We start from the raw sequence: 22,102 nt of genomic DNA, 5'->3' as shown, positions 1-22,102 counted from the left end.
CCCCCAGCCAGCCTCCATCTTTCTGCCGAAAAACATCTGCTTTCGGCCCGCAGCCGTACCTTACTACCGCGCCTTATCCGCCCACTATGCTGCAAGCACTGCTCATTTCCAACGGCCTCCAGGGGCTCGAAAAGTATTATGTGTCGAATGAGCTGGTGCAGTACACCACCTGCCTCATCACCAAAGACTTCGACCCCGACCTCACGCCCTACGACCTGCTGGTGGTGCCCAACGGCTCCGACCACGTCGCCATGCTGAAAATCAAGGATAAAGTGCGGGCGTTTCTGGATGCCGGCAAAGCCCTGATGTGCTGCGACGGCTTTTTTACCGCCTGGGTGCCCGGCAACCAGTGGCTGATGGACAACTCGCGCCGCACCCAGGACGTGCGCTACCTGCCCGGCCCCGACCCCCACGGCCTGCTCGCCAACCTCGACCTCGACCAGCTCAACTTCTCGCACGGCATGAGCGGCTGGTGGACCTGCGGCTATATCCAGGCCGCGCCCGGTACCGACGTGCTGCTGGCCGATACCTGGCAGCGCCCCGTAGTGGTGCTGGACGAGGTGAGCACCGCCGGCCGCATGCTGCTCACCGCCAGCGGCCCGCTGGCCGACGTGACCTACGCCGGCCGCTCGGAAAGCGCGCTGGTAACGCTGTATCGCAACTTCCTGCAACTGATTTCCACCTCCACCGTTCCCGCTCATGGCTAAGATAGGCTTGATTTTCAACGGCGTGTGGTCGCACTACGCCCTGGCTACGGCCCCCAAGTACCGCGACCTGTACCGCCTGCTCTACGTGCATGACCTCGACGCCGACGCCGTGCGGGACCTCGACGCGCTGGCCATTCCGTTCCAGTCGAACCAGGCCGTGCTGACTGATAAACAAAATATTATCTACGATTTCCTGCGGGCCGGCAAGAAGGTGTTTCTGGAAGGCGACTCGTCCACCACCTGGCTGGATGCGCAGTGGGAAGACCGGCCGGTAAATAACTACTGGTGGGTGACGGACCCCGCCAACCCGCCAGTTTCGGACACGAACTACGCCCATCCCGTGTACCAGGGCCTCACCCCGCGCCAGGCCTGCTGGCACACCCACGGCGTGTACACCCGCGTGCCCGCGTCGGCCGAAATCATCCAGACCAATGCGGCCGGCGACATCATCACCTGGCAAACCCACGCGTACGGCGGCACCCTGCTGGCCACCACCCTGGACCCCATTGTGGAGCACGGCGTGCAGCAAATTACCCACCTGGACAACTACATGGACCGCCTCACCGAATGGCTCTGCGGCGTGCGGCCCGCGCCGGAGCGCCTGACCATTGATGCCGCCGCGTACGGCGCGGGGGCCCTCGTATGAGCGAGCTGCTGACCGTTGCCAATTTGTCGAAGCAGTTTGCGGCCCAGCCGGTGCTGCGCGACATTTCGTTTTCGCTGAATCAGGGCGAGGTGCTGGCCGTGCTGGGCCGCTCGGGCTGCGGCAAAACCACGCTCCTGAAAATCCTGGCCGGCCTGGAAACTGCCGATGCCGGTACCCTGCATCTGCAAGGCCAGGACCTGCGCCCCGTGCCGCCCAACGCGCGCCAGATGGTATACCTCTACCAAGAGCCGCTGCTGTTTCCGCACCTCACGGTGTTCGAGAACGTGGCCTTCGGGCTGCGCATCCGCCAAGTGGCAAAAGACGAAATTGACCAGCAGGTAACCGCGATGCTGGACGAGCTGGACCTGCGCGAACACGCCCGCAAAGCGCCCACCCAGCTTTCGGGCGGGCAGCGGCAGCGGGTGTCGTTTGGCCGGGCGCTCATCATCCGGCCGCGCCTGCTGCTGCTCGATGAGCCCTTCGGCAACCTCGATGCCCAGACCCGCGCCGACATGCAGCAGCTGTTCCTGCGCGTGAGCCGGCAGCACCACATCACCTCCCTTTTTGTGACCCACGACAGCCGCGAGGCCCTTACCGTGGGCACCCGCTTCGGCTACCTCGACCGGGGCCAGCTCAGCGCCTTCGCCTCGGTGGGGGAGTTTATTCAGGACCCGCGCACCAATATCCAGGCCGAGCTGTCTTTCTGGGAAAATATTCAACAGAATGCCCTTCAGGAACTAAAATGAACGTCATGCTGAGCTTGTCGAAGCATCTCTACCGCGAGAGTAACTAATTACCTCCCCGGTAGAGATGCTTCGACAAGCTCAGCATGACGTTCAAGTAATTACTATCCCCGTCCATGAAAACCGATTTCAACCACTGCGAGTCCGTGTATTGGGTGTTTACCCAGCTCTGCAACGATAAGTGCGACCATTGCTACAACAGCTCCGGGCCGCAGGGCACGCGCATCAGCGCCCAAGACTGCCTGCGCATCGTGCGCAACCTGCCCGACCAGGTAGACCGCCTCATCCTCTCCGGCGGCGAGCCCGTGGCCGACCGCGTGAAGCTGTACATGATTCTGGACGCAATTAAAGAGAAATACCAGGGCCGTACCCAGGTCATGCTCCAGACCAACGGCGACCTGCTCACCCCCGAAATCCTCGATTTGCTGATTGAAAAAGGCGTGACGCGCTTCGACATCGCCAGCATCGACCGGTACCATAAAATGGCCGGCTCCCGCCTGATGACCCTCGCCGACCTCTTCGAGAGCCGGGGCGTGAACGGCTACGACCACGACCCGCTCATCGACAAAGAGCACCTGCTGGTGGAAGGCCACCGCCTGAGCTGGGGCTACTGGGGTGCCACCGACGATATGTGGCTGGGCGGCAACTGGGCCCGGGGCCGCGCCCTCGAAAAAGACATCTGGCTGCGCGACCCCAGCCATAATTTCTGCGCCATCCTCTCCGGGGCCAAAGGCTTCCTGGGCGGCACCGATTTGCCGCAGGAAATCAGCATCCAGCTCTGGAAAATCAACCCCTGCTGCCCCGGCACCAAATTTCCCCTCGGCGATGCCCGCCAGGAAAAGGTGGCCGACGTGCTGCTGCGCGCCTCCCAGTCCCCAATCATGCAGGCCCTCAACCAGGGCGAACCGTGGAAAATGGGCGAATCCATCGGGGTTTCGGAAGAACATGCCCTGGCCCGTGGCGAAGAGCTCCAGAACGTGTGCCGCTGGTGCGATGAGTTTTTCGAGCAGCATCAAGACGTGCTGCCCGTTGTGGGGGCCGCAACCCCCCAGCCGGCTTAGCGGGGGCCACTTCGCGGCAGGGGAGTAAGCAGGCAGGAGCCGCCGCCGCGACCTGTCCGGCAATGCCCGCCCACCGGGGGCCGGCACCCGGCGCATTTTTAGCCGCCGCCTTGATTTTTGTCATTGATTTGGGCGTTTAAGTTGACGAAACTTGTGGTGTGAGTCGGCTCTACTTCAAGGCGATGGCTGTTCGCCTGTTTGAGGGGAGGAGATTCGCCGGGCTTTCATTGCCTGGTTTGCAACCGCACTTTTCAACCTGTGTCCGGCCATGAAACCACGTCTTTTTCCGGGGTTACTGCTGGGGCTGAGCCTCTGGGGGCACCTGGCCGCCGGGCAGCGTCCGGTGGTCGTCATTCGTGCGCCGCTCATCGCGCCCCCGCCCGTCGATGCGCTGGTGATTGCCAACGTGAGCGTGGTGGACGTTGATTTGGGCAAAATCGCGCCGGAAGCCGCCCGGCAAACCGGGACTGCCCACGCGGCCCCGGCCATTCGCTAAGCCGCCGCGCGCTGCTTGTAGCCTCACTTCTCGCGGGTCCGGGCCGTTGAGCCGTGGGCCGGCATCCCCGTCCCTCACCAAAACACGCTTCCGCCATGCCCCTCACGCTCATTGTTTTGTCCGGCTTCTACGAGCCCGCCCGGCACGCCATTCACTATGCCGATAAGTTGGCGCAGGCTGTGCGCGCGCAACTGGTGCTGCTGCACGTCAACCGGGCTTCGCTGCTCGACCCTTACGAACTGGTGGGCGCGGTGGGGGAGAAGTACCACCGCCAGGAGCTGGCCGGCCAGGCCGATACCGTGGCCGCCCTGCATCACCTGGCGCGGGGCCTGCACGTGCCCGCCGCCGTGGAAATAGCCACCGACCTGCTCCCCGACATCGCCCGCGAGCTGGCTACCCGCTACGCCCCGGCGCTGTTTGTGCTGGGCCAGCCCGACGCCGACCACCCCGACTACACCGGCATGACGGCCCTGTGCGCCGAGCTGCTGCGCGCCAGCCACTGCCCGGTGCTGGCCGTGCCCACCACCGCGCCCACCCACCCGCCGCACCGCTTCCTGATTGCGGCCGACCGCGAGCCTTTTGCCCTCGCGCCGGCCGCCCAGGCGCTATGCCCCCTGCTGGCCCAGCTCGGGACGGCGGGCGTGGTGGTGGCCCACGTCTCGGACGGGGTGGAGGACGACGATGGCTGCGCGGCCGCCCTGCGGGCCGTGCGGACCAGCGGCGTGGTCGAGTTTATCAGCCCCGAGCTGCGGGGCTACCTCGACAGCGACTATGCCGAGGGGGTGCTCACCGCCACGCAGGACGTGGCGGCCGACCTGGTTATCACCCTGGCCCGCGAACGCAGTTTCATGAGCGACTTGTTTCATCGCAGCATCACGGCCCGGCTGGTGGAGCAATGCCCCGTGCCGGTGCTGGTGCTGCCCACCGTGGCCTAGTCCGGCCGCACCAGGGTGCCCGGGGCAGGCCGGAGGCTGGCGCTATTCAGGCCAAAGGGCTGGCTTATAAACTCGTTTGCTCGTTCTTCAGGTCGAATACGTCGCCGCCGGCATAGCGGGAGTCTTCGGCGGCGTAGGCGGCGTGGAGCTTGCTTTCGGGGCCGCCTTCGGCGATGAGGGCAGCGGCGGCATCGCGGGTGGGGTCGGCCGGCGCTGGGTTGGTTAATTTATCGGTTTCGTGGCCGAAGGTGGCGTAGTGCGGCGTGCCGGTGTGGGCGGTGGTGGCCGGCTCACTGGCGCGCTTGGTGGTTTTGGGTTTCGCTTTCATGACGGGAATAGTTAAAACGGGTGAAAAATGCAGGAATGGCAATTCGGAGCAAGGCCGGGGCCTAGTCCGACTCCTCGGCGGGCAGCAGCAGCACCGGCTTCTGGCTGCGGCCGATGACCTGGGCCGTGACGCTGCGATGAAACAGCCGCCCCAGAAAGCTGCGCGGCCGGGCCATGAGCACCACCAAATCGGCCCGGGTGTCGATGCTGGCTTGCAAAATGCCATCGGCGGGCGACTGGTCCACTATCTGGTACAGTTCGACCGGCGCGCTCACGGGCAGCAGCATACTCGCCCGCAGCTCGGCCCGCACCAGCTGGTTGGAGAATTCGAGCGCCTCGTCCTCGTCGGCCAGGTGCGCAATGGTGTAGGTGGCCGGGCAGGCGGCCAGCAGCGGGGCCAGGTGCCGGGCCGCGGCATTGGGCGTGAAGGGGGCACCATCGAGGGCCAGCAGCACGCGGTGGGGCAGCTTGGGCGGCGGGGCGGCCTCGGGCACCAGGAGCAGGGGCAGGTGCGTGGCGCGCAGCACGGGCAGTATCTGGTTGTGCAGCAGGTGGTCGAGCAGGCTGTGCTCGGCGCTCAGGCCCATCACCAGCAGCAGGGACTGGTGCTGCCGCACGGCCCCCGTCACGGCATCGAACATGGCACCTGCCGCTTCTTCCACCACGGCCAGGCCGGGCAGCTGCCGCGCAATCGACCAGAGGCCATCCAGCCGCTCTTTGCGTTCGCGGGAGGCTTCCCGGGTTTCCATTTCGACCAGTTCCGGGGTCAGCAGCACTGGATAGGTATTGAACGGGAGCAGGTTGAGCAGGACGATGTTGGCGTGCAGGGGGGCACCCAGCCTGGCGGCGTAGCGGGCGGCCCGCTCGGCGGTGGCCGACACATTGGCGAGTACCAGAATGGAGGGTGCCATGGCAGGGAATCAACAGAAAAAAGATGAGAGTGGTGCGGACAAGGTGCTTATTATCAGTTCCCAGCGGGCAGCACCAGCACCGGAATGGGGCTTTCCTGAATGAGCTGGGCCGTGACGCTGCGATGAAACAGGCCGCTCCTGAAACTGTGGTGCCGGGCCACCACCAGCATATCGGCTGCCTGCTGCGCGGCTTCGGTGAGCACGCCGCTGGCCACGCGGGCGTGGTGCCGCTCGTGCAGGTGCAAGGGCGCATCCGGGGTGTCTGCTACAAGGTAGTTGCGGGTCACGGTTTCGAGCAAGGCGCTGGCGGTGGGCCGCTCGTGCTCGTCGTCGGTGATGCGTACTACTTCCCGGCTGCCGTGCAGGGGGCGTAGCAGCAGGTGCGCCTTTAGGGGCATGGCCAGCCCCGCCGCGCAGGATAGGGCCCGGTTGGAAACGGCGAAAAAATCGGTGAGGACTACCAGGCAGGGCGACATGGCGAACGGGAAAAACGAGTTGGAAAAAGCAGCCAGTCCCCCCGGTGCTACCCATGCACGGGCGTGCGTACCTGGAGCTCATTGTTCACGAAGCGGGCACCGGCTTCGTAGGCCTCAAAGCCGGCTTGCTCGCGGTCGAACCAGGTGTCGACCATGCCGGTGAGCGTGGCCACGCCGTTTTCGGCCAGCACGTTCACGTCCTGGTGGTAGAGGCCGGCCGACCAGTAATGCCGCCGCCGAATGCGCTCGGCCAAGGCATAGTCGGGGTCGGCGAGCGGGGTGGGGTGCAGGCCAATGGCCGGGCGGCCGTACGGCCGCAGCCCGGTGGCGCAGGTGGTGCCGGTCACTTCGAGGCGGTTAGCTACCTCGGCCACGCCCGTGATGCCGGCGGCCACGTCAGCGGCGTGCTCCTGCTCGAAGTGGTTGCCCACGCGCCCGTCCAGACACACCTTGCCGTTGTACACCAGCACCAGGAAGTCGAAATCGCGCACGTAGGGGTCGCGGGCCAGCGCGTCCCGCACGTTTTGCCGGATTACCGCATCGGGCAGCGGGTGGGGCGGGCGCACTTTCAGGCGGTTCTGCACGTCCCACACGCCCACCACGTAGCGGGCATCCTGCTCGGCGTCGAGCCTGGCGCGCAGGTTGCTCACGGTGCCCGTGAGCGTAACGTAGCCGTCGCGGACCAGCACGGTGGGCTCGTAGGACAGCACCCGCGGGTCGTAGCGAAAGGTGTCGCGCACGGCTTTGGCAAGCTCCTCGTCGGACCGGTGGGCAAACTTCTCGCGCCGCAAATCGCCCACCACGGCCCAGTAGGCCACAAATAAATCGTGGGCATCCACGCGGGTAGCCCCGGCTTGGCAGGCCACGTCGATGATGCGCTCCTTCTCGGCCGCCGAGCCCACTGTGCCCGCCAGCCGCACCTGTTTGCCGGTGGTATGCACCTCCACCAGCGCGCTGTTTACCCGAATATCCCAGTCCAGCACTTCCCGGATTTCCGTGGAGATTTCCGCGTCGGAATTCATCGTTTCGCCGCCGCGCACCTTCAGGTTATCGGCTTCGATGCGGCGCACGCCCCACCCGCCGCGCAACACGCGCAGCACCAACTGCTTCTCCTGCCAGGTTTGCACCACGCCGCTCACCGTCACGGTGCCGCCGGCTACGGCGCAGCTCACCTTGAAGCCGCTGGTGGCGGGGTCGTGGGCCAGGGCGCGCTCCACGTTGCGGCGCAGTTCGGCATCGGGCAGCTCCGGCGTGCGGATTTCCAACTCGTCCACTACGCTGCGCACGCCCCGCACGGCCAGGGCAATGTCCCGGGCGCGCTGCTTCGATAACAGGCTGTCGGTGAAGCCGGTGAGCTCCACCACGCCGTGCAGGGTGGTCACGTCGATGAGGTGCGCCGTGACCCCACGGCCGCTGAGCAGCAGCATTTCAATGGCCGCCGTGATGTCGGCATCCGCTACGTTTTCCCGCGCGGTGGTCGTGGTCGGTTGGTCAAGGGTTTCCATGAGCTTACGGTCATTAGAAGCAGCGATAAACGGCGGCGCGGGCGGTGGCCAACCGGGCCACGAGGCCCCATTTCCGGGCGGCGCTTGCGGCAGCAGGACCAGCGCGGCCGTGTGCGGCAGGCCCGGCGTAAAGTTCCACCCTTACGGTGGGTAGGGCATTGAATACAATCAGATTACCGCTTGATTTTTATCACATCATTGGGCGCAGGCACTGGTTCAGGGCCCGCGCCCACGGGCCTGATTTCAATCTTGGCGGGGGGACAAAATTGCCGCCCGCCGACGTGGCCGGGCGGCCCCTGTTGGGCGCGCTGATGAAACACCAGCACCCGCCGCTGCCCAAATGGCCCCCGCACGGCATTGGAATTTTTCGTCCGGTGGGGAGGGGCGTTGTCTCAAAGATGGCCCTTTGTTCAGCCGACGGGGCTGCTACAATGCTGGCCAGGATGCTGGTAAAGCGGTTGTACCCGCCGTAGCAATGCGAGATACTTGCTAAGTGTAAGTCATAATGAGTGCCTCTTTGTCCTTGAATCGGCCAGGCGAACAGGGGTTCTTTGTGCTGTTCACTTTTCAAACTTCACTTCCTATTCCCATGAACAAACTTTCAATGTTGCTGCTGGCTGCTGCCCATTGCACATGAGTGGCATCAGGCGCTCGCTAATGTCGATTTTTACAACAGCACCGGCGAAACCGGCCGTGCCGAGTGGTGGCAGGGCTATGCCGATGGCCTGCATTATTACGATAGCAATAACTACTAGTACGGAACACTCGCGCAGCTGTATTGCTGCAAAAAAACCGCCCATCCGGCTTGTATTCACCCAAATCCTGAAAAGCGCCGGCTGATGGGTCGGCGCTTTTTTGGTGTTAGCCATCAAATAGTTGAGCCGCCATCCGGATGCCTTCCACGAGCAGTCGCGGGCGGCGGGGCCAGCAACGGGCTAATAGCTACTGCAAGGTTTTAAAGCGCGATGATTTAGCGTGAATTAAGTAGTCGCGCAAAAGTAAACGAGTAAAAAAACGTCATGCAGAGCGCAGCGAAGTATCTCGCTTGCCGCAGTAAATCGGTCGTTTAAAGATACGAGCGAGATGCTTCGTTTCGCTCTGCATGACTGGCCTTTATGCCATTCATTCATGCCCGGCCCGCTACCGCGCCTACCGCGCCCGCGGGTCCACCGTTTTGGCGGTGTGCTGCACAATGCGGGTGGACAGCTCCAGCTTGAGGGCGCGGATATCGGCCAGCACGATTTCTGCCATTTTGGGGGCACCCAACTCGGTGAAGTGGGTGTTGTCTTCCTTGCCACCGGGGTAGTTGGGGTGCTCGCCGGGCACCACCTAGTTGAATAGCAGCCTGGAATTTTCCACGCCGTACTGGAGCAGGGCCTGGCTTTCGCGGTCGAGGTCGATGAGCGGAACCTACTGCTCGCGGGCGGTGGCGCGCCCAATTTCGGAGTACACGTTGGGGATTTGCCTGCAAGCCCGCCCCCGGTTTGGCAACCCGGAGGCGAGCGGTGCCCTAGCTTATTGCTTGATGATGCGGGTGTTGAACTGCTCGGTGCCGTTGGTGTAGCGCAGCAGGTACTGCCCGCTGCTGAGCCCGTGGAGGGGGAGGCTGGTGGCCCGGCTGCCCGTGGCGCAGGGCACCACGGCCACGCGCTGGCCCAGCAGGGAATACACGGCTACTTCGGCGCCGGCGGCGGCGGCGGGGTGCGTCACCATTAGCGCATCAGCCGTGGGGTTGGGGAATACCTGCAGCCCGGTGGTCCGGGCCGTTTTGGTGGCCGTCACGATACTGGCTTCGCCCTTTGCCATCACGTTCTTGAGGGTGGCAAACCGGGTGCTGGTGGTGGTAGAGCCGCAGGCGAAATACACGCGGAACGTGAAGCGCTGGCCCGGTTGCAGGGCCACGCCCGTGGCTCCGGCGAAGGCCAGGCGGTAGGTAGCGCTGGCCCCGGTGGTGAAAATGGGGGAGGCAAACGCGCCATTGGCGGTGCTCAGCAGCGGGCCGCCGGGGCCTTTGCCGCCGGTCACATCGGCCGAGTCCGTGGTGAAGCCGCTGCGCGACCACCCCACGGCTATTTTCGTGTTGCTGGTAGAGCCCGTGTAATAAGCGTTGAAGACGACGGAATCGACGCGCGCGGCCGTTGTGCCGCTCGGGGCTACCGTGAACTGCTCGTAGTACGTGCGGTTCAGAACGCTGCCGTTGCCGTTTGCCGCGGCAGTCCAGCCGCCATCGGAACCGGGTGCCAGCGCTTGGCCATAGGTGCGCGAGTACGGTGGAATGGTGGCCGTAGCCGACCCACTCGACACCACGAGCTTGCGCAATGTGGGCGTGCTGGCTGCGATAGCGCCGGGCCGCACGGCGGTGCTGTCTTGGTTGTTGCGCGCCATGGGCCACCATTCCAGCGTCACAGACTGGGGCAGGGCCGCCGTTTGCGTCAGGCCCGAAACCGGGATGGATATGGTAGCCGCCCCGGCGCTGGCCAGGGTCAGGTTGCCGGCCGAGGTGCCGGGCGCGCTGGCGTTGAGGCGCACGCTGAGCGCGGTGCCGGCCACGGCACCCGTGCTGTTCTGGGCAATAACCAACGGCGAGGCATTGGTGAACCAAGTAGTGCCACCGTTGGCCGATACTTGGAAGCCGGCCGGAGGCGTTACCGTCACGCCCGTGGTCAGGTTTTCAGCCGATACCAGCACGCTTTGCGCGGCCGAAGGCTGGCCGCCACCCTGCAAGAAGGCTTGCAGCATGCCCGTGGTGAAAATGGTGGGCGTGCTCGAAACCTCCAGCGTGTCGGTGACGTGCGCGGCCAGGCCGGTTTTGGAAGCCCGCACATAGTAGAAGTACGAGGAGCCCGGCGCGGGGATGGGGTCGGTGGTACCCGCGTTTAAGTTCGTGGCCACGGCATTTGTGGTGGTGTAGAGCGGCGCATAGGTGCCCCGGCGTGTGGTACTGCGCAGCAGTTGATATTGCACGCCGGCCACGGGCCAGCTCAGGTTCCAGTTCAGGGTGGAGGGTGCCATCGCAGAGCCTTTCACCGCCCGGAAGTTGGATACCACAATCGGGGCCGGGGCGCTGGTGCAAAATGTGCTGCTCAGCGCGCAGGGGTTCCAGTTGCTCAGCACGTTGGCGCGGGTGTAGGTTGCCGTATCCGCATCAGCAAGCTGAATGGTCCACGGCAGGCGCTGGCTCACATTCACCAGGGCTCCGCTGAAGTCGCGGCTCTTGTATTCGGCGTAGGTAATCACGCTGGTAACCGTGCCGGCATCCCACACCTGCCAACCCACGGGCTTGATGGTGGTGCCCATGATGCTGTTCAGCCACACCACTTTAGTGTTCGAGCGGTCGGTGGGCGTCGAGCCCGAATCATTCTGCCAGGGCCGGCCCAGCGTGTAAGTAGTGGTGCCGCGGTTGTCGAGAATGGTGCAATTGCGGAACACGAAACCGTAGGGCTGGCCGGCCTGCGTATTCGCGGCCGTGATGTAGCCGCCGCTGCCGCCGTCGCGGCGGGTTTTGGGGTAGATGTAGCAGTTCTCGAACAGCCCGCGCGCACTCCCGAAAATGAAGTCCACCGTGCCATCAATGTAGCAGTCCTTGAAATAATTGCGCAGCCCCGAGCCCGCGTTCAGCTGCACGGTATCCTGCCCTCCGGTGAAGCGGCATCCCTTGAAGGCGATGCGGTCGCCGGTGGTGTACATGGCCAGCGCCTGCGGCGATTCTCCCCAGGAATTCTCGAAGGTGATGTTGGCCGCTGTGATGTCCGAGGCGTTGATGATGACCGTGGACGAGTTGCCGACAAACGTGGGCACGTTGGCCTGGTCGTAGGTGATAATGGTATTGGCCACGCTCTCCCCAGTCAGCTGCAAAAACGGCTTATTGGCCGGAATCGTGACCCGTTCCCGGTACTTGCCATTCCTGATGAAGATGGTGAACGGCGTGGTGCGGCCCGTCGGGGCCGCGTTGATGGCGGCCTGCACCGTGGTGTAAGCCCCGGAGCCGTCTTTGGCCACCACGAGGTCGTAGGTCTGGGCCTGGGCCGTGGCACTGAGGGCCAGCAGCAGCACAAACACGCAGCGCGCCAGCATGCTCACGGAGAAAAGGGTAATTAAACGTTTCATAAGCAATTGTTTGGGTGGGAAGAAAATTGCGGGGCTAGCCTCGGCGGACCAGGCCGAAAAGAGTTAGTCGTGTACCAGCTTCACCGTCAGGGCTCCCTCGGGGCCCTGGTAGCGAATGAGGTAGTTGCCATGGGCCAGGCCGGCCAGCGGCAGCAGCGTCTGGGCCGTGCCGGGCAGGGCCGTGGCCGTGCGTACGCGGCGGCCATCGAACGTGTAGATTTCGATGGTAGCGGCGCGACTGGCGCTGGGGTGCGTGAGGGTGAACTGCTCGTGGGCCGGGTTGGGGTACACCCCGAGGACCCCCTGCTCCGCCGTGGCTTTGCTGCCCAGCAGCACGCCGGCAATGCCGTTGAGGTAGTTCTCCAGGTTGGTGTAGCCGTTGGCCCCAAGGCCCTGGCGGTCGGCAGCACTGCTGGGGTTTAGGCCGTGGGACGCTTCGTAGGCATCGGGCATGCCGTCGTGGTCGGTGTCGACGGGGGCGGCCCCGCAGGTGAGCACGGGCCAGGCCGCCTGCGACACGCTGTAGGGCGTGACGTGGGCCGGAAAGCCGCCCTGCACGTCAACCAGTCCTCCGGTACGGTTGCGCACGTCGTTGATAATGCGCTGGTCCAGCGGGTCGCGGACGGGCAGCACGCAGCCGGCCTGGGCCAGCACGGCCGTGTAGGCATCCTGCGCCGTTTGTGCGGGCAGGGCCACGGTGCCGAAGGGCGTGGTCACCTTCACCCGCACGGTATCGGAGCGAGGGGCGCTGCCCGGGGCCACGCCCAGCCAGTTGTTGCGGGTCGTGTTCGGGTAGCCGTCCACGTAGTTGCCGCTCAGGTAGGCGTGCGGAAAGGGCAGCGCCGCGCTAAAAAACGGGTAGAATATCATGGACTTAATCGTCACGCCGCTGGTAGCGCCATTGGACGTGGCGGGGCCGTACTTGTAGTAGTTGTTCACCATGTTGTAGTTGCCTCCCTCGCCGCCGTTGGTGCTATAGGAGCCCCAGTCGTAGATGACGTTGTTGCGGAAGTCGGCATTTTCCGCGCCGGCTACTGCCGGCGTGAGGCCGCCGCTGCCCGAGAATCGGGGCATCCGGCCCTTGCAGTGGGCAATCAGGTTGTGGTGGAACGATGCCGTGCGCCCGCCCCACACCCCGCCATAGCCGTGGTGCTCAAAGTCGGTGTCGCCCGTTTCGAAATGGTAAGAGTAGTCCAGCGGCTCCGAAATCAGGTTCCATTGCAGCGTGGTGCTGTCGCCCTGGTAAAAAGAGCAGGCCTCGTCGGTACTCCAGCTCATGGTGCAGTGGTCCACGATGGTTTTGACGTTGAAGCGGCCCCCAAAGGCATCGTCCGAGCCGGCCCCGTCCACCATGCCAATGTTCTGGTACCGGTCACCCATGCGAAAGCGCACGAAGCGCACAATCACGTTGCTGCCGTTCACCGTCACGGGCCGGTCGGCCAGGCAAATACCATCGCCGGGGGCCGTCTGGCCCGCCAGGGTGGTGTTGGCCGGGATGCGCAGCTGCGTGAGCAGGTGGATGGTGCCGCACACCCGAAACACCACGGTGCGGCTGGGCGCGGCCGTGGCCGGCTGGCTCATGGCGTAGCGCAGGGTGCCGGGCAGGTTGGTGTCGTCCAGCGACGTTACCTCGTATACCACAGTAGGAGCGGTGCTCGTCCCGCGTCCGCCGGACGTGTACTTGCCCGCGCCTTCCGCGCCGGGAAATGCAACCAGTCGTTGCGCTTGTGCGGGCAGCGCCAGGGCCATCAGCCACCCCAAAACCAGCAGGGATGCATAAGGCTTACCCAAGGATTGAAAACAGTTTGGTCGATATCCTTTCATAGGGCAAGTACCAATGGGTGAGAGTAAGCGACAGAAAATGGCTTTAGGGCATAACATAAAGTAAATGTGAATATAACTTTAATAAGAAGCAAGGAAACGGCTGGAAAAATCATCGGGAACGATGCCGGCATCGTTCCCGGAGTTATTGTTCACCTATTAACTGGCAAGCATAAAGGAGCATAATGAGGTGTTGCCCGCCAACTAAATCCGAAAATGATTGACTATTAACTTTTTTATAAACAGATACTTGGTAATAAATCAAAAGCCTGACCACGATGGCGTTTTGATTATACTTTTTTCTAAAGTGCAATTGTCAATGAATTGAGAGTTGGCTGTTGTTAAAACGACTTGTTTTGGGGATTCGTTATTGTATCGGTATCGATACCGAATAGGACATTATAAAAAATACCTTTACTTTGTTTCATCAATCGGGTGTTTCGCCGATTGTGCCCATCCTGTTAATTCATGCATTTATTCCACCTTTTGCCTGATTTATCGCGCCTTCGACAGGTAGTTGCATCCCATTGGACGGGGGCATTGCTCGTGCTGCTGGCGCTAAGCCTGCAAGCAGCCCCGGCCCAGGGCCAAAGCTCCTTGTCGAAAGTGTGGGTACCCGACCTAGGCAACGGCATCTACAAAAACCCGGTGCTTTACGCCGACTATTCCGACCCCGACGTGGTGCGGGTGGGCGAGGATTTTTACCTCACCTCGTCGAGCTTCAACGCCGTACCGGGCCTGCAAATCCTGCACTCCCGGGACCTGGTGAACTGGTCCATCATCGGGGCGGTGTTTGAGCAGCAGCCGCCCCTGGCCCGCTACCGCGAGCCCCAGCACGGCAACGGCGTATGGGCCCCGGCCATCCGCTACCACAACCAGGAGTTCTACATCTATTACCCCGACCCGGACCTGGGCATCTTCGTGACCAAGGCCAAAAACCCGGCCGGGCCGTGGTCGGCCCCGGTGTGCGTGAAGCAGGCCAGCGGCTGGATTGACCCCTGCCCGCTCTGGGAAGAAGACGGCAAAGCCTACCTTGTACACGGCTTCGCGGGCAGCCGCGCCGGCATCAAAACCATCCTGGCCATCAGCCCCATGAGCCCCGATGGCCAGCGCCTAATTGGCCATGATGCGCTGGTGTTTGACGGGCACAAGGACCAGCCCACGCTCGAAGGCCCGAAGTTTTACAAGCGCAACGGCTACTACTACATTTTTGCCCCGGCCGGCGGCGTGCCCACGGGCTGGCAGCTGGTGCTGCGCTCGAAAAAAGTGTACGGCCCCTACGAGGAACGCATTGTGATGGACCAGGGCAAAACCGCCGTCAACGGCCCGCACCAGGGGGCATGGGTGACCACCAGCACCGGCGAAGACTGGTTCCTGCACTTCCAGGACCAGGGCCCGTATGGCCGCGTGGTGTACCTGGAGCCGATGGTCTGGAAAAATGACTGGCCCGTCATCGGCGAAGACCCGGACGGCGACGGCAAGGGCCAGCCCGTGGGCACGCACCGCAAGCCCACCACCAAAGGCCCGGTACCGCCCTGGGCCACCCCGGCCACTTCCGACGAGTTCAGCAGCAACGCGCTGGGGCTGCAGTGGCAGTGGCACGCCAACCCGCAGGATTACTGGGCCTACCTCAACGGCGCGCAGGGCTACCTGCGCCTCTACTCGGTGCAGCCGCCCGAGGGCACCAAAAACCTCTGGCAGGTGCCCAACCTGCTCCTGCAAAAGCTGCCCGCCCAGGTTTTCAGCGCCACCACCAAGCTCACCTTCACCCCGCGAGTGGAGGGCGAAAAAGTGGGTTTGCTGATAATGGGGCTGGATTATGCTTATCTGTCGGTGGCTAACGTGGGCGGCAAGCTCCAGCTCAGCCAGAGCACCTGCCTGAACGCCGACAAGCTCACGGCCGAAACCAGCACGCCCGCCGTGGAGGTGCCAGCCGCCCGCGCCGGGCAGCCGCTCTACCTGCGCGTGGCCGTGAAGGCCGGGGCCAAATGCCAGTTCAGCTACAGCCTCGACGGGCAGAGCTTCCAGCCGCTGGGCGGGGAGTTTCAGGCCCGCGAAGGCAAGTGGATTGGGGCCAAAGTGGGCCTGTTCAGCACCCGTCCCACCCGGTTCAACGACTCGGGCAACACCGATTTCGACTGGTTCAGAATAGAATAGTTACGCCCAATAAACGCTTGCCCTATGCTACTGCTTGGAATTGACCTCGGCACCTCGTCCGTGAAGGTGTCGGTACTGGATGCCGCGACGCAGCGCTGCCTGGCGGCGGTGAGCTACCCCGAAACGGAGCGGGAAATCCGCAGCCTGCAACCGGGCTGGGCCGAGCAGCCGCCCCGGCAGTGGTGGCACGATGTGCAGGAAGCCATCCGGCGGGCCAATGCCACGCAGGCCTACAACCCGGCCGACATCGGGGCCATTGGCATTGCCTACCAAATGCACGGCCTGGTGCTAGTAGATGCCGCCAACGAGGTGCTGCGCGATGCCATTATCTGGTGCGACAGCCGGGCCGTGTCCTACGGCGACGAGGCCCGGCTGGCCATCGGCGAGGAACGCTGCCAAACCCACCTGCTGAACTCGCCCGGCAACTTCACCGCCGCCAAGCTGGCCTGGGTGAAAGCCGAGGAACCCGCCGTGTACGAGCGCATTGCCAGGGTACTGCTGCCCGGCGATTTTCTGGCCCTGCAACTCACCGGTGAGGCTACCACCAGCATTTCGGCCCTGTCGGAAGGCATCTTCTGGGATTTTGCCCGGCACGAGCTGTCGGAGGACGTATTCCGCTTTTTTGGCTTTGATAAGGGCCTGATTCCGCCGGTGCAGGACGTGTTTGCGGCGCACGGACAGCTACAGGCCGCCGTGGCGCGGGAGCTGGGCCTGCGGGCCGGCATTCCGGTAAGCTACAAGGCCGGCGACCAGCCCAACAACGCGCTTTCCCTGAACGTGTTGCGGCCCGGGGAAGTGGCGGCCACGGCCGGCACTTCGGGCGTCATATACGCCGTGACGGACCAGCTTTTTGTCGATGAAAAGTCCCGGGTGAATGCCTTTGCCCACGTCAACCACACGGCCGAGCAGCCGCGGCTGGGCGTGCTGCTTTGCATCAACGGCACCGGCAGCCTCAACCGCTGGGTGCGCGGCGTGGCGGCCCCCGCGCTGAGCTACGCGCAGGTGAACGAGCGCGCCGCCGCCGTGCCCGTGGGCTCCGAGGGCCTGCTGTGCCTGCCCTTCGGCAACGGGGCCGAGCGCATGCTGGAAAACCAGCAGGTGGGTGCGCATTTCCATGGCATCGATTTCAACGTGCATACGCCCAGCCATTTGCTGCGGGCGGCGCAGGAGGGCATTGCCTTCGCCTTCCGCTACGGCCTGGACCTGATGCGCGCCGGCGGGCTACACCCCACGGTGGTGAAAGCGGGCTACACCAACATGTTTTTGAGCGACGTGTTCGCCCAGGCTTTCGCCGACGTTACCGGTCTGGCCGTGGAGCTATACCAGACCGACGGCAGCGTGGGCGCTGCGCTGGGGGCCGGCATTGGTGCGGGCGTTTTCGCTACTTCCGAGGAGGCGTTCCGGCACATGCAGCCGCTGCGGCTGGTGAGCCCCGGCCCGGCCGCCGGGGCTTACGAAATCCACTACCAGCGCTGGAAAACCCAGCTGCTGCACCGCCTCCCGGCTGCCGTAACCCAGCAGCCCCAGCCCGTTTGACTTTTAGCGCCCGCCAGGGCCGTTTTCTCCCGCATTTCAACCTCCTTATTTCTCCGCAATATGAGCGTACTCACCGGTAACAAGACCCTGTTCTCCAGCATCCCGCAAATCAAGTTTGAAGGCCTGGAATCTGATAACCCGCTGGCTTTCCGCTGGTACGATGCCGAGCGCGTGGTGGCCGGCAAGCCCATGAAGGACTGGCTGCGCTTCGCCGGGGCCTACTGGCACTCGTTCAACGGCAACGGGGCCGACCCGTTTGGCGAGCCCACCCACCTGTTTCCGTGGGATACCGAGCGCGACCCCATTGCCCGCGCCAAGGCCAAGATGGACGCGGCCTTTGATTTCCTGACCAAGCTCAACCTGCCCTACTATTGCTTCCACGACGTGGACGTGGTGGACTACACCAACGACGTGGCCGACAACGAGCGCCGCCTCCAGACCATGGTGGCCTACGCCCAGGAAAAGCAGCAGGAAACCGGCCTGAAACTGCTCTGGGGCACGGCCAACCTGTTCTCTAACCGCCGCTACATGAACGGTGCCGCCACCAACCCCGACTTCCACGTACTGGCCCACGGCGCGGCCCAGGTGAAGGCGGCCATCGACGCGACCATCGCGCTGGGCGGCGAGAACTACGTGTTCTGGGGCGGGCGCGAAGGCTATATGTCCTTGCTGAACACCAATATGCAGCGCGAGCAGGAGCATTTTGCCACCTTCCTGCATACCTGCAAAGACTACGCCCGCCGCAACGGCTTCACGGGCACCTTTTTCATCGAGCCCAAGCCGATGGAGCCTACCAAGCACCAGTACGACTACGACGCGGCCACCGTCATCGGCTTCCTGCGCCAGTACGATTTGCTGGGCGATTTCAAGCTGAACCTGGAGGTGAACCACGCCACGCTGGCCGGCCACACCTTCCAGCACGAGCTGCAGGTGGCCGCCGATGCCGGCATGCTGGGCAGCATGGACGCCAACCGCGGCGACTACCAGAACGGCTGGGACACCGACCAGTTTCCCAACGACATCTACGAGCTGACCGAGGCCATGCTGGTGGTGCTCGAAGCCGGCGGCCTGCAAGGCGGCGGCATCAATTTCGATGCGAAAATTCGCCGCAACTCCACCGACGTGCAGGACTTGTTCTATGCCCACGTCGGCGGCATGGACCTCTTCGCCCGCGCCCTCATCACGGCCGATAACGTGCTGCAAAAGTCCGACTACAAGCAGTTGCGCCAGCAACGCTATGCCTCCTTCGATGCGGGAGCCGGCAAGGCGTTCGAGCAGGGCCAGCTCACCCTGGAGCAGCTCCGCGACTACGCCGCCGCGAACGGCGAGCCGGCCACCATCAGCGGCCGTCAGGAGTACATGGAAAACCTGCTGAACCGGTATATCTAAGGTGTTTTGCACCAAAAGGCATTAGGGGTAAATAAATAGGCCGTCATGCTGAGCGCAGCCGAAGCATCTCTACCGCAGCAGTAATTCATTTACTCTCCCGGTAGCGATGCTTCGGCTACGCTCAGCATGACGGCTTTTGCTTTTTGATTCCATCACTTCTCGGTACCCAAATTCGGCCGTTTCTTCCTTCTCTCATGTCCCTTCACAGCTGCTTTAGTCGGTTACTACTTATTGGTTTATGTAGCTTTTGCCTGGCCGCCCAGGCCCAACCCGGCACCGGCCGCTTCGTGCAGGACCTGTCCGGCCAGGACTGGCACCTGTGGCTGGACAAAGCCGCGCCGTGGGCGACTGACCGCCTCTACGCGCCACCCGTCAACGTCAGCCAATTGCCGGTGAACCCGCCCACGGGCGGCTGGGCGGCCCTGGCCGGCCCCGAGAGCAAAACCGTGCATCTGCCGGCCACCGTGGAGCAGTATTATTGGGGACAAAACGGCAACGCCTTCGGGCTGAGCGGGAATTACCTGGGCGTGTCGTGGTTTAGCACCCGGCTGGCGGTCCCGGCCGCGCTGCAAGGGCAGCGCGTGGTGCTGCGCTTCGAGAGTGTACGGTTTCGGGCCGAGGTGTTTGTGAATCAGCAGCTGGCGGGCTACGATTTGGTGAACAGCACGCCGTTTGAAATCGACATTAGTAAGCTGGTGCGCTACGGGCAGGCCAACGAGCTGGCCGTCCGCATTACCGACCCCAACGGCAACTTCGACTGGCGCGACTCGCAGAATTTCATGTGGGGCAGCTACCGCACCCAGCCCACGCACGGCTTCGGCGGCATCACGGGCAAGGTGGAGCTGGTGGCCACGCCGCCGGTTTTCGTGCAGGACGTATTCGTGAAAAACAAGCCCGCCCTGCGCGAAGTGGATGTGCAGGTGACCACCGCCAACCAAACCGCTCAGCCCGCCAGCGGCACCCTGCGGCTGGAAGTGAAAGAGCACGGCGGAGCGCAAAAAACGGTTTTTAGCCAGGAGGTTGCCCTGTCGGATTTACCCTCGGGATTGAATACCAAAACCGTGACCGTGAAGGTGCCGTCGGCCAAGCTCTGGAGCGTCGAAACTCCCAACCTATACCAGCTCACGGCCACCTGGAAAGGCGCGAACAATGCGACGGACACCGACCGGCAGCGGTTCGGCTTTCGCTGGTTTGAGGCCCGGGACGTGGCCGGCGGTGACCGAATGTTCTTTCTTAACGGCAAGCGTATTGTGCTGCGCACCGCCATTTCCTGGGGCTTCTGGCCGGTAAACGGCATTGCGCCGAGCGACGCGCTGGCCCGTAAGCAGGTGGAAACCGCCAAGGCGCTGGGCCTGAACATGCTCAACTTCCACCGCACCATTGGGCAAACCAACGTGCTCGACTATGCCGATGAGCTGGGCCTGCTCTACTTCGAGGAGCCCGGCGGCAACCAGTACCCGGCCAACCTGATGAACGCCACCGACTCGCTGGGCAAAAAGCAGGCGGACTTTTACCTGGCGGCCCGCACCGAAAAGGTGCTGCGCATGGTGCGGCGCGACCGCAGCCACCCTTCGCTCATCATCTACAACTTCCACAACGAGCGCGGCGCGCCGCCCGAAGTCCAGGACCGCACCGAAATGAGCGCCGCCCACCAGCTCGACGAAACCCGCCTGCTCACATACAACTCTTCCAACGGTGACCCCACGCTCCAGCCCAACCCGCGCTTCAAGCTGCACCTGCGGCCCTACGATGCGAAGTTCTACGACTACGGCTGGTTCGACCAGCACCACGCCGGTGGCCCCGGCGTGTACAACAACGCGCTGTATTCTGGTCCCGGCAAGTACCTGCGCTTCACCGACCACAAGGACGAAATCGTCTATTGGGGCGAGGATGGGGCCATTGGCACGCCGCCGCGTCTGCAACTCATTCGGGATGAAATCCTGAAAACCGGCAAGGACATCGGTTGGGAAAGCGCCGCTTATTTGCAGTGGTACGATGCCTACGACCAGTTCCTGACCACCACGCCCGGCTTCCGGCAGGCCTTCCCAACGGTGGACGCGCTAACCACCGCCATGGGCAATACCGCCTATTACTACCAGGGCCGCGCCATCGAAAACGTGCGCCTCAACAACACCGCCGACGGCTACGCCGTGAACGGCTGGGAAAGCATGATGCTCGAAAACCACTCCGGCATCGTGGATAGCTACCGCAACCCCAAGGGCGACGTGCAACTCATCGCCCGCTACAACCGCCCCGTGTACGTGGCCGTGAAGCTGACCCGCAAAGTGCTGGGCGTGGGCGACACCTGCCGGGCCGATTTCTACCTCATCAACGAAGTCAACCTGCACGGCAAATACCGCCTGCGCGTGCAGGCCACCGATGAAAAGGGCCAGGTCGTTTTCACCAAAACCCTGCCAGTGCAGGCCAGCGGCGGCACCACTTACGGCGAGCTGCTCACGGCCGGGCTGCCCATTATCCCCGCCAGCGCCGGCTACACCACCGTGCGCGCCGAACTGCTGAACGGGAATGCCGCCGTGGCCTCCGGCGATGACCAGCTGTTTGCCGTGCGCCTGAGCACCGCCGGCATTCCGGCCGCCGGCATGGTGGCCGACACCAGCGGCGTGCTGGCCGGCTACCTCAAATCCGTGGGCGTCAGCTCGTTCAAAGAATTCAAATCGGGCCGGCCGGTGGGCGACTACCTGTTGGTGGGGGCCTTCAACCCGCAGCAAACCGGCAACCCGCTGGTTACCGACATTCTGGAGTGGGTGAATGAGGGCCATACGCTCATCGTGGTGGGCACTATCGACAAGTGGGCCACCCACCTGGCCCGCAAGGAAGTGGTGGATTACCGTGGTGCCAAGGAGCTGGGCACCAGCTGGTACGGCGGCAACTACTTCGTGAAAAGCCACCCGCTCTTTGCCGGCCTGCCGCAGTCCTGCGTCTTCAACTGGGAATATCAGTGCTTCGCCACCTACGACCGCGCCCGGCTGGGCCTGCGCCTGTTCAACGGCGAAACCATCGTGGGCTGCGTCTCCGACCACAAGAAGGAAGTGTACTCGGCCCTGAGCGTGGTGCCGCACGGCCGGGGCCGCATCGTGCTCTGCGCCCTGGATATGTTCTCGACCCTACGCGGCGTGAAAGCCGGTAAAAAAGCCGAAGGCGACGGCGAAAATGCCGCCCTCACCGCGCTTGATACCTCGCGCGGCAACAAGGCCAACCTCGTGGGGCAGCAATTGCTGCTGAACATGCTCCGCTGGGCCGGCACGCCGCAGTAAAACGCCGCGG

General features: G+C 63.6%; 18 protein-coding genes. 10 read left to right on the top strand and 8 right to left on the bottom strand.

What is annotated here, in order from left to right:
* Positions 1-86 precede the first annotated feature (86 nt).
* The 6 genes from ACVWYF_RS10355 (at position 87) to ACVWYF_RS10330 (ending at position 4,588) form a co-directional block, all read left to right on the top strand.
* Complete coding sequence (locus tag ACVWYF_RS10355; protein ID WP_457067498.1) at positions 87-707, top strand: hypothetical protein; 621 nt, start codon at positions 87-89, stop codon at positions 705-707.
* Positions 700-1,353: a hypothetical protein gene (locus ACVWYF_RS10350; protein ID WP_457067496.1), complete on the top strand. Its 654-nt coding sequence runs from the start codon at positions 700-702 to the stop codon at positions 1,351-1,353. Before ACVWYF_RS10355 ends, ACVWYF_RS10350 begins: the two co-directional genes overlap by 8 nt.
* The gene (locus tag ACVWYF_RS10345; RefSeq protein WP_457067494.1) at positions 1,350-2,099 is read left to right on the top strand and encodes an ABC transporter ATP-binding protein; all 750 of its coding nucleotides are present in this window, start codon (positions 1,350-1,352) and stop codon (positions 2,097-2,099) included. Before ACVWYF_RS10350 ends, ACVWYF_RS10345 begins: the two co-directional genes overlap by 4 nt.
* A gap of 113 nt (positions 2,100-2,212) precedes the next feature.
* Complete coding sequence (locus tag ACVWYF_RS10340; RefSeq protein ID WP_457067492.1) at positions 2,213-3,157, top strand: radical SAM protein; 945 nt, start codon at positions 2,213-2,215, stop codon at positions 3,155-3,157.
* Positions 3,158-3,425: 268 nt separating this feature from the next.
* Positions 3,426-3,653, top strand: a complete 228-nt coding sequence (locus ACVWYF_RS10335; protein WP_457067490.1) for a hypothetical protein — start codon at positions 3,426-3,428, stop codon at positions 3,651-3,653.
* Positions 3,654-3,748: 95 nt separating this feature from the next.
* Positions 3,749-4,588, top strand: a complete 840-nt coding sequence (locus tag ACVWYF_RS10330; RefSeq protein WP_457067488.1) for a universal stress protein — start codon at positions 3,749-3,751, stop codon at positions 4,586-4,588.
* 64 nt (positions 4,589-4,652) lie between these two features.
* On the opposite strand, the gene ACVWYF_RS10325 is transcribed toward ACVWYF_RS10330, so the two are convergent.
* From ACVWYF_RS10325 to ACVWYF_RS10290, 8 genes are all read right to left on the bottom strand, one after another.
* The gene (locus ACVWYF_RS10325; protein WP_457067486.1) at positions 4,653-4,916 is read right to left on the bottom strand and encodes a hypothetical protein; all 264 of its coding nucleotides are present in this window, start codon (positions 4,914-4,916) and stop codon (positions 4,653-4,655) included.
* Positions 4,917-4,977: 61 nt separating this feature from the next.
* On the bottom strand, positions 4,978-5,826 hold the full coding sequence (locus ACVWYF_RS10320; protein ID WP_457067484.1) for a universal stress protein: 849 nt from the start codon (positions 5,824-5,826) through the stop codon (positions 4,978-4,980).
* Positions 5,827-5,879: 53 nt separating this feature from the next.
* Positions 5,880-6,302, bottom strand: a complete 423-nt coding sequence (locus ACVWYF_RS10315) for a universal stress protein (protein WP_457067482.1) — start codon at positions 6,300-6,302, stop codon at positions 5,880-5,882.
* Positions 6,303-6,349: 47 nt separating this feature from the next.
* Positions 6,350-7,807, bottom strand: a complete 1,458-nt coding sequence (locus ACVWYF_RS10310) for a BON domain-containing protein (protein ID WP_457067479.1) — start codon at positions 7,805-7,807, stop codon at positions 6,350-6,352.
* Positions 7,808-8,388: 581 nt separating this feature from the next.
* Entirely contained in the window at positions 8,389-8,676 is a 288-nt protein-coding gene (locus ACVWYF_RS10305; RefSeq protein WP_457067477.1) for a hypothetical protein, read from the bottom strand.
* 280 nt (positions 8,677-8,956) lie between these two features.
* The gene (locus tag ACVWYF_RS10300; protein WP_457067474.1) at positions 8,957-9,133 is read right to left on the bottom strand and encodes a hypothetical protein; all 177 of its coding nucleotides are present in this window, start codon (positions 9,131-9,133) and stop codon (positions 8,957-8,959) included.
* Between the two features lie 189 nt (positions 9,134-9,322).
* Positions 9,323-11,914: a pectinesterase family protein gene (locus tag ACVWYF_RS10295; protein ID WP_457067472.1), complete on the bottom strand. Its 2,592-nt coding sequence runs from the start codon at positions 11,912-11,914 to the stop codon at positions 9,323-9,325.
* A gap of 63 nt (positions 11,915-11,977) precedes the next feature.
* Positions 11,978-13,705, bottom strand: a complete 1,728-nt coding sequence (locus ACVWYF_RS10290; protein ID WP_457067470.1) for a T9SS type A sorting domain-containing protein — start codon at positions 13,703-13,705, stop codon at positions 11,978-11,980.
* A gap of 516 nt (positions 13,706-14,221) precedes the next feature.
* Between ACVWYF_RS10290 and ACVWYF_RS10285 the strand changes: the two genes are divergently transcribed.
* The 4 genes from ACVWYF_RS10285 (at position 14,222) to ACVWYF_RS10270 (ending at position 22,092) form a co-directional block, all read left to right on the top strand.
* On the top strand, positions 14,222-15,892 hold the full coding sequence (locus ACVWYF_RS10285; protein WP_457067468.1) for a glycoside hydrolase family 43 protein: 1,671 nt from the start codon (positions 14,222-14,224) through the stop codon (positions 15,890-15,892).
* Between the two features lie 24 nt (positions 15,893-15,916).
* The gene (locus ACVWYF_RS10280) at positions 15,917-17,428 is read left to right on the top strand and encodes a xylulokinase (protein WP_457067466.1); all 1,512 of its coding nucleotides are present in this window, start codon (positions 15,917-15,919) and stop codon (positions 17,426-17,428) included.
* 60 nt (positions 17,429-17,488) lie between these two features.
* The gene (gene xylA, locus ACVWYF_RS10275) at positions 17,489-18,817 is read left to right on the top strand and encodes a xylose isomerase (protein ID WP_457067464.1); all 1,329 of its coding nucleotides are present in this window, start codon (positions 17,489-17,491) and stop codon (positions 18,815-18,817) included.
* Positions 18,818-19,011: 194 nt separating this feature from the next.
* On the top strand, positions 19,012-22,092 hold the full coding sequence (locus tag ACVWYF_RS10270; RefSeq protein WP_457067462.1) for a glycoside hydrolase family 2 protein: 3,081 nt from the start codon (positions 19,012-19,014) through the stop codon (positions 22,090-22,092).
* Positions 22,093-22,102 lie beyond the last annotated feature (10 nt).

Source organism: Hymenobacter sp. UYAg731 (assembly GCF_054061335.1).
The sequence above is the reverse complement of the archived record's forward strand: the minus strand, read 5'-3'. Positions and strand labels throughout refer to the sequence as shown.

Coding starts and splice junctions, on each gene's coding strand:
- ACVWYF_RS10350 (WP_457067496.1), top strand. CDS start 700: ATGGCTAAGATAGGCTTGATTTTCAACGGCGTGTGGTCGCACTACGCC.
- ACVWYF_RS10330 (WP_457067488.1), top strand. CDS start 3,749: ATGCCCCTCACGCTCATTGTTTTGTCCGGCTTCTACGAGCCCGCCCGG.
- ACVWYF_RS10270 (WP_457067462.1), top strand. CDS start 19,012: ATGTCCCTTCACAGCTGCTTTAGTCGGTTACTACTTATTGGTTTATGT.
- ACVWYF_RS10335 (WP_457067490.1), top strand. CDS start 3,426: ATGAAACCACGTCTTTTTCCGGGGTTACTGCTGGGGCTGAGCCTCTGG.
- ACVWYF_RS10345 (WP_457067494.1), top strand. CDS start 1,350: ATGAGCGAGCTGCTGACCGTTGCCAATTTGTCGAAGCAGTTTGCGGCC.
- xylA (WP_457067464.1), top strand. CDS start 17,489: ATGAGCGTACTCACCGGTAACAAGACCCTGTTCTCCAGCATCCCGCAA.
- ACVWYF_RS10295 (WP_457067472.1), bottom strand. CDS start 11,914: ATGAAACGTTTAATTACCCTTTTCTCCGTGAGCATGCTGGCGCGCTGC.
- ACVWYF_RS10310 (WP_457067479.1), bottom strand. CDS start 7,807: ATGGAAACCCTTGACCAACCGACCACGACCACCGCGCGGGAAAACGTA.
- ACVWYF_RS10280 (WP_457067466.1), top strand. CDS start 15,917: ATGCTACTGCTTGGAATTGACCTCGGCACCTCGTCCGTGAAGGTGTCG.
- ACVWYF_RS10315 (WP_457067482.1), bottom strand. CDS start 6,302: ATGTCGCCCTGCCTGGTAGTCCTCACCGATTTTTTCGCCGTTTCCAAC.
- ACVWYF_RS10340 (WP_457067492.1), top strand. CDS start 2,213: ATGAAAACCGATTTCAACCACTGCGAGTCCGTGTATTGGGTGTTTACC.
- ACVWYF_RS10305 (WP_457067477.1), bottom strand. CDS start 8,676: ATGGCTAACACCAAAAAAGCGCCGACCCATCAGCCGGCGCTTTTCAGG.
- ACVWYF_RS10320 (WP_457067484.1), bottom strand. CDS start 5,826: ATGGCACCCTCCATTCTGGTACTCGCCAATGTGTCGGCCACCGCCGAG.
- ACVWYF_RS10325 (WP_457067486.1), bottom strand. CDS start 4,916: ATGAAAGCGAAACCCAAAACCACCAAGCGCGCCAGTGAGCCGGCCACC.
- ACVWYF_RS10355 (WP_457067498.1), top strand. CDS start 87: ATGCTGCAAGCACTGCTCATTTCCAACGGCCTCCAGGGGCTCGAAAAG.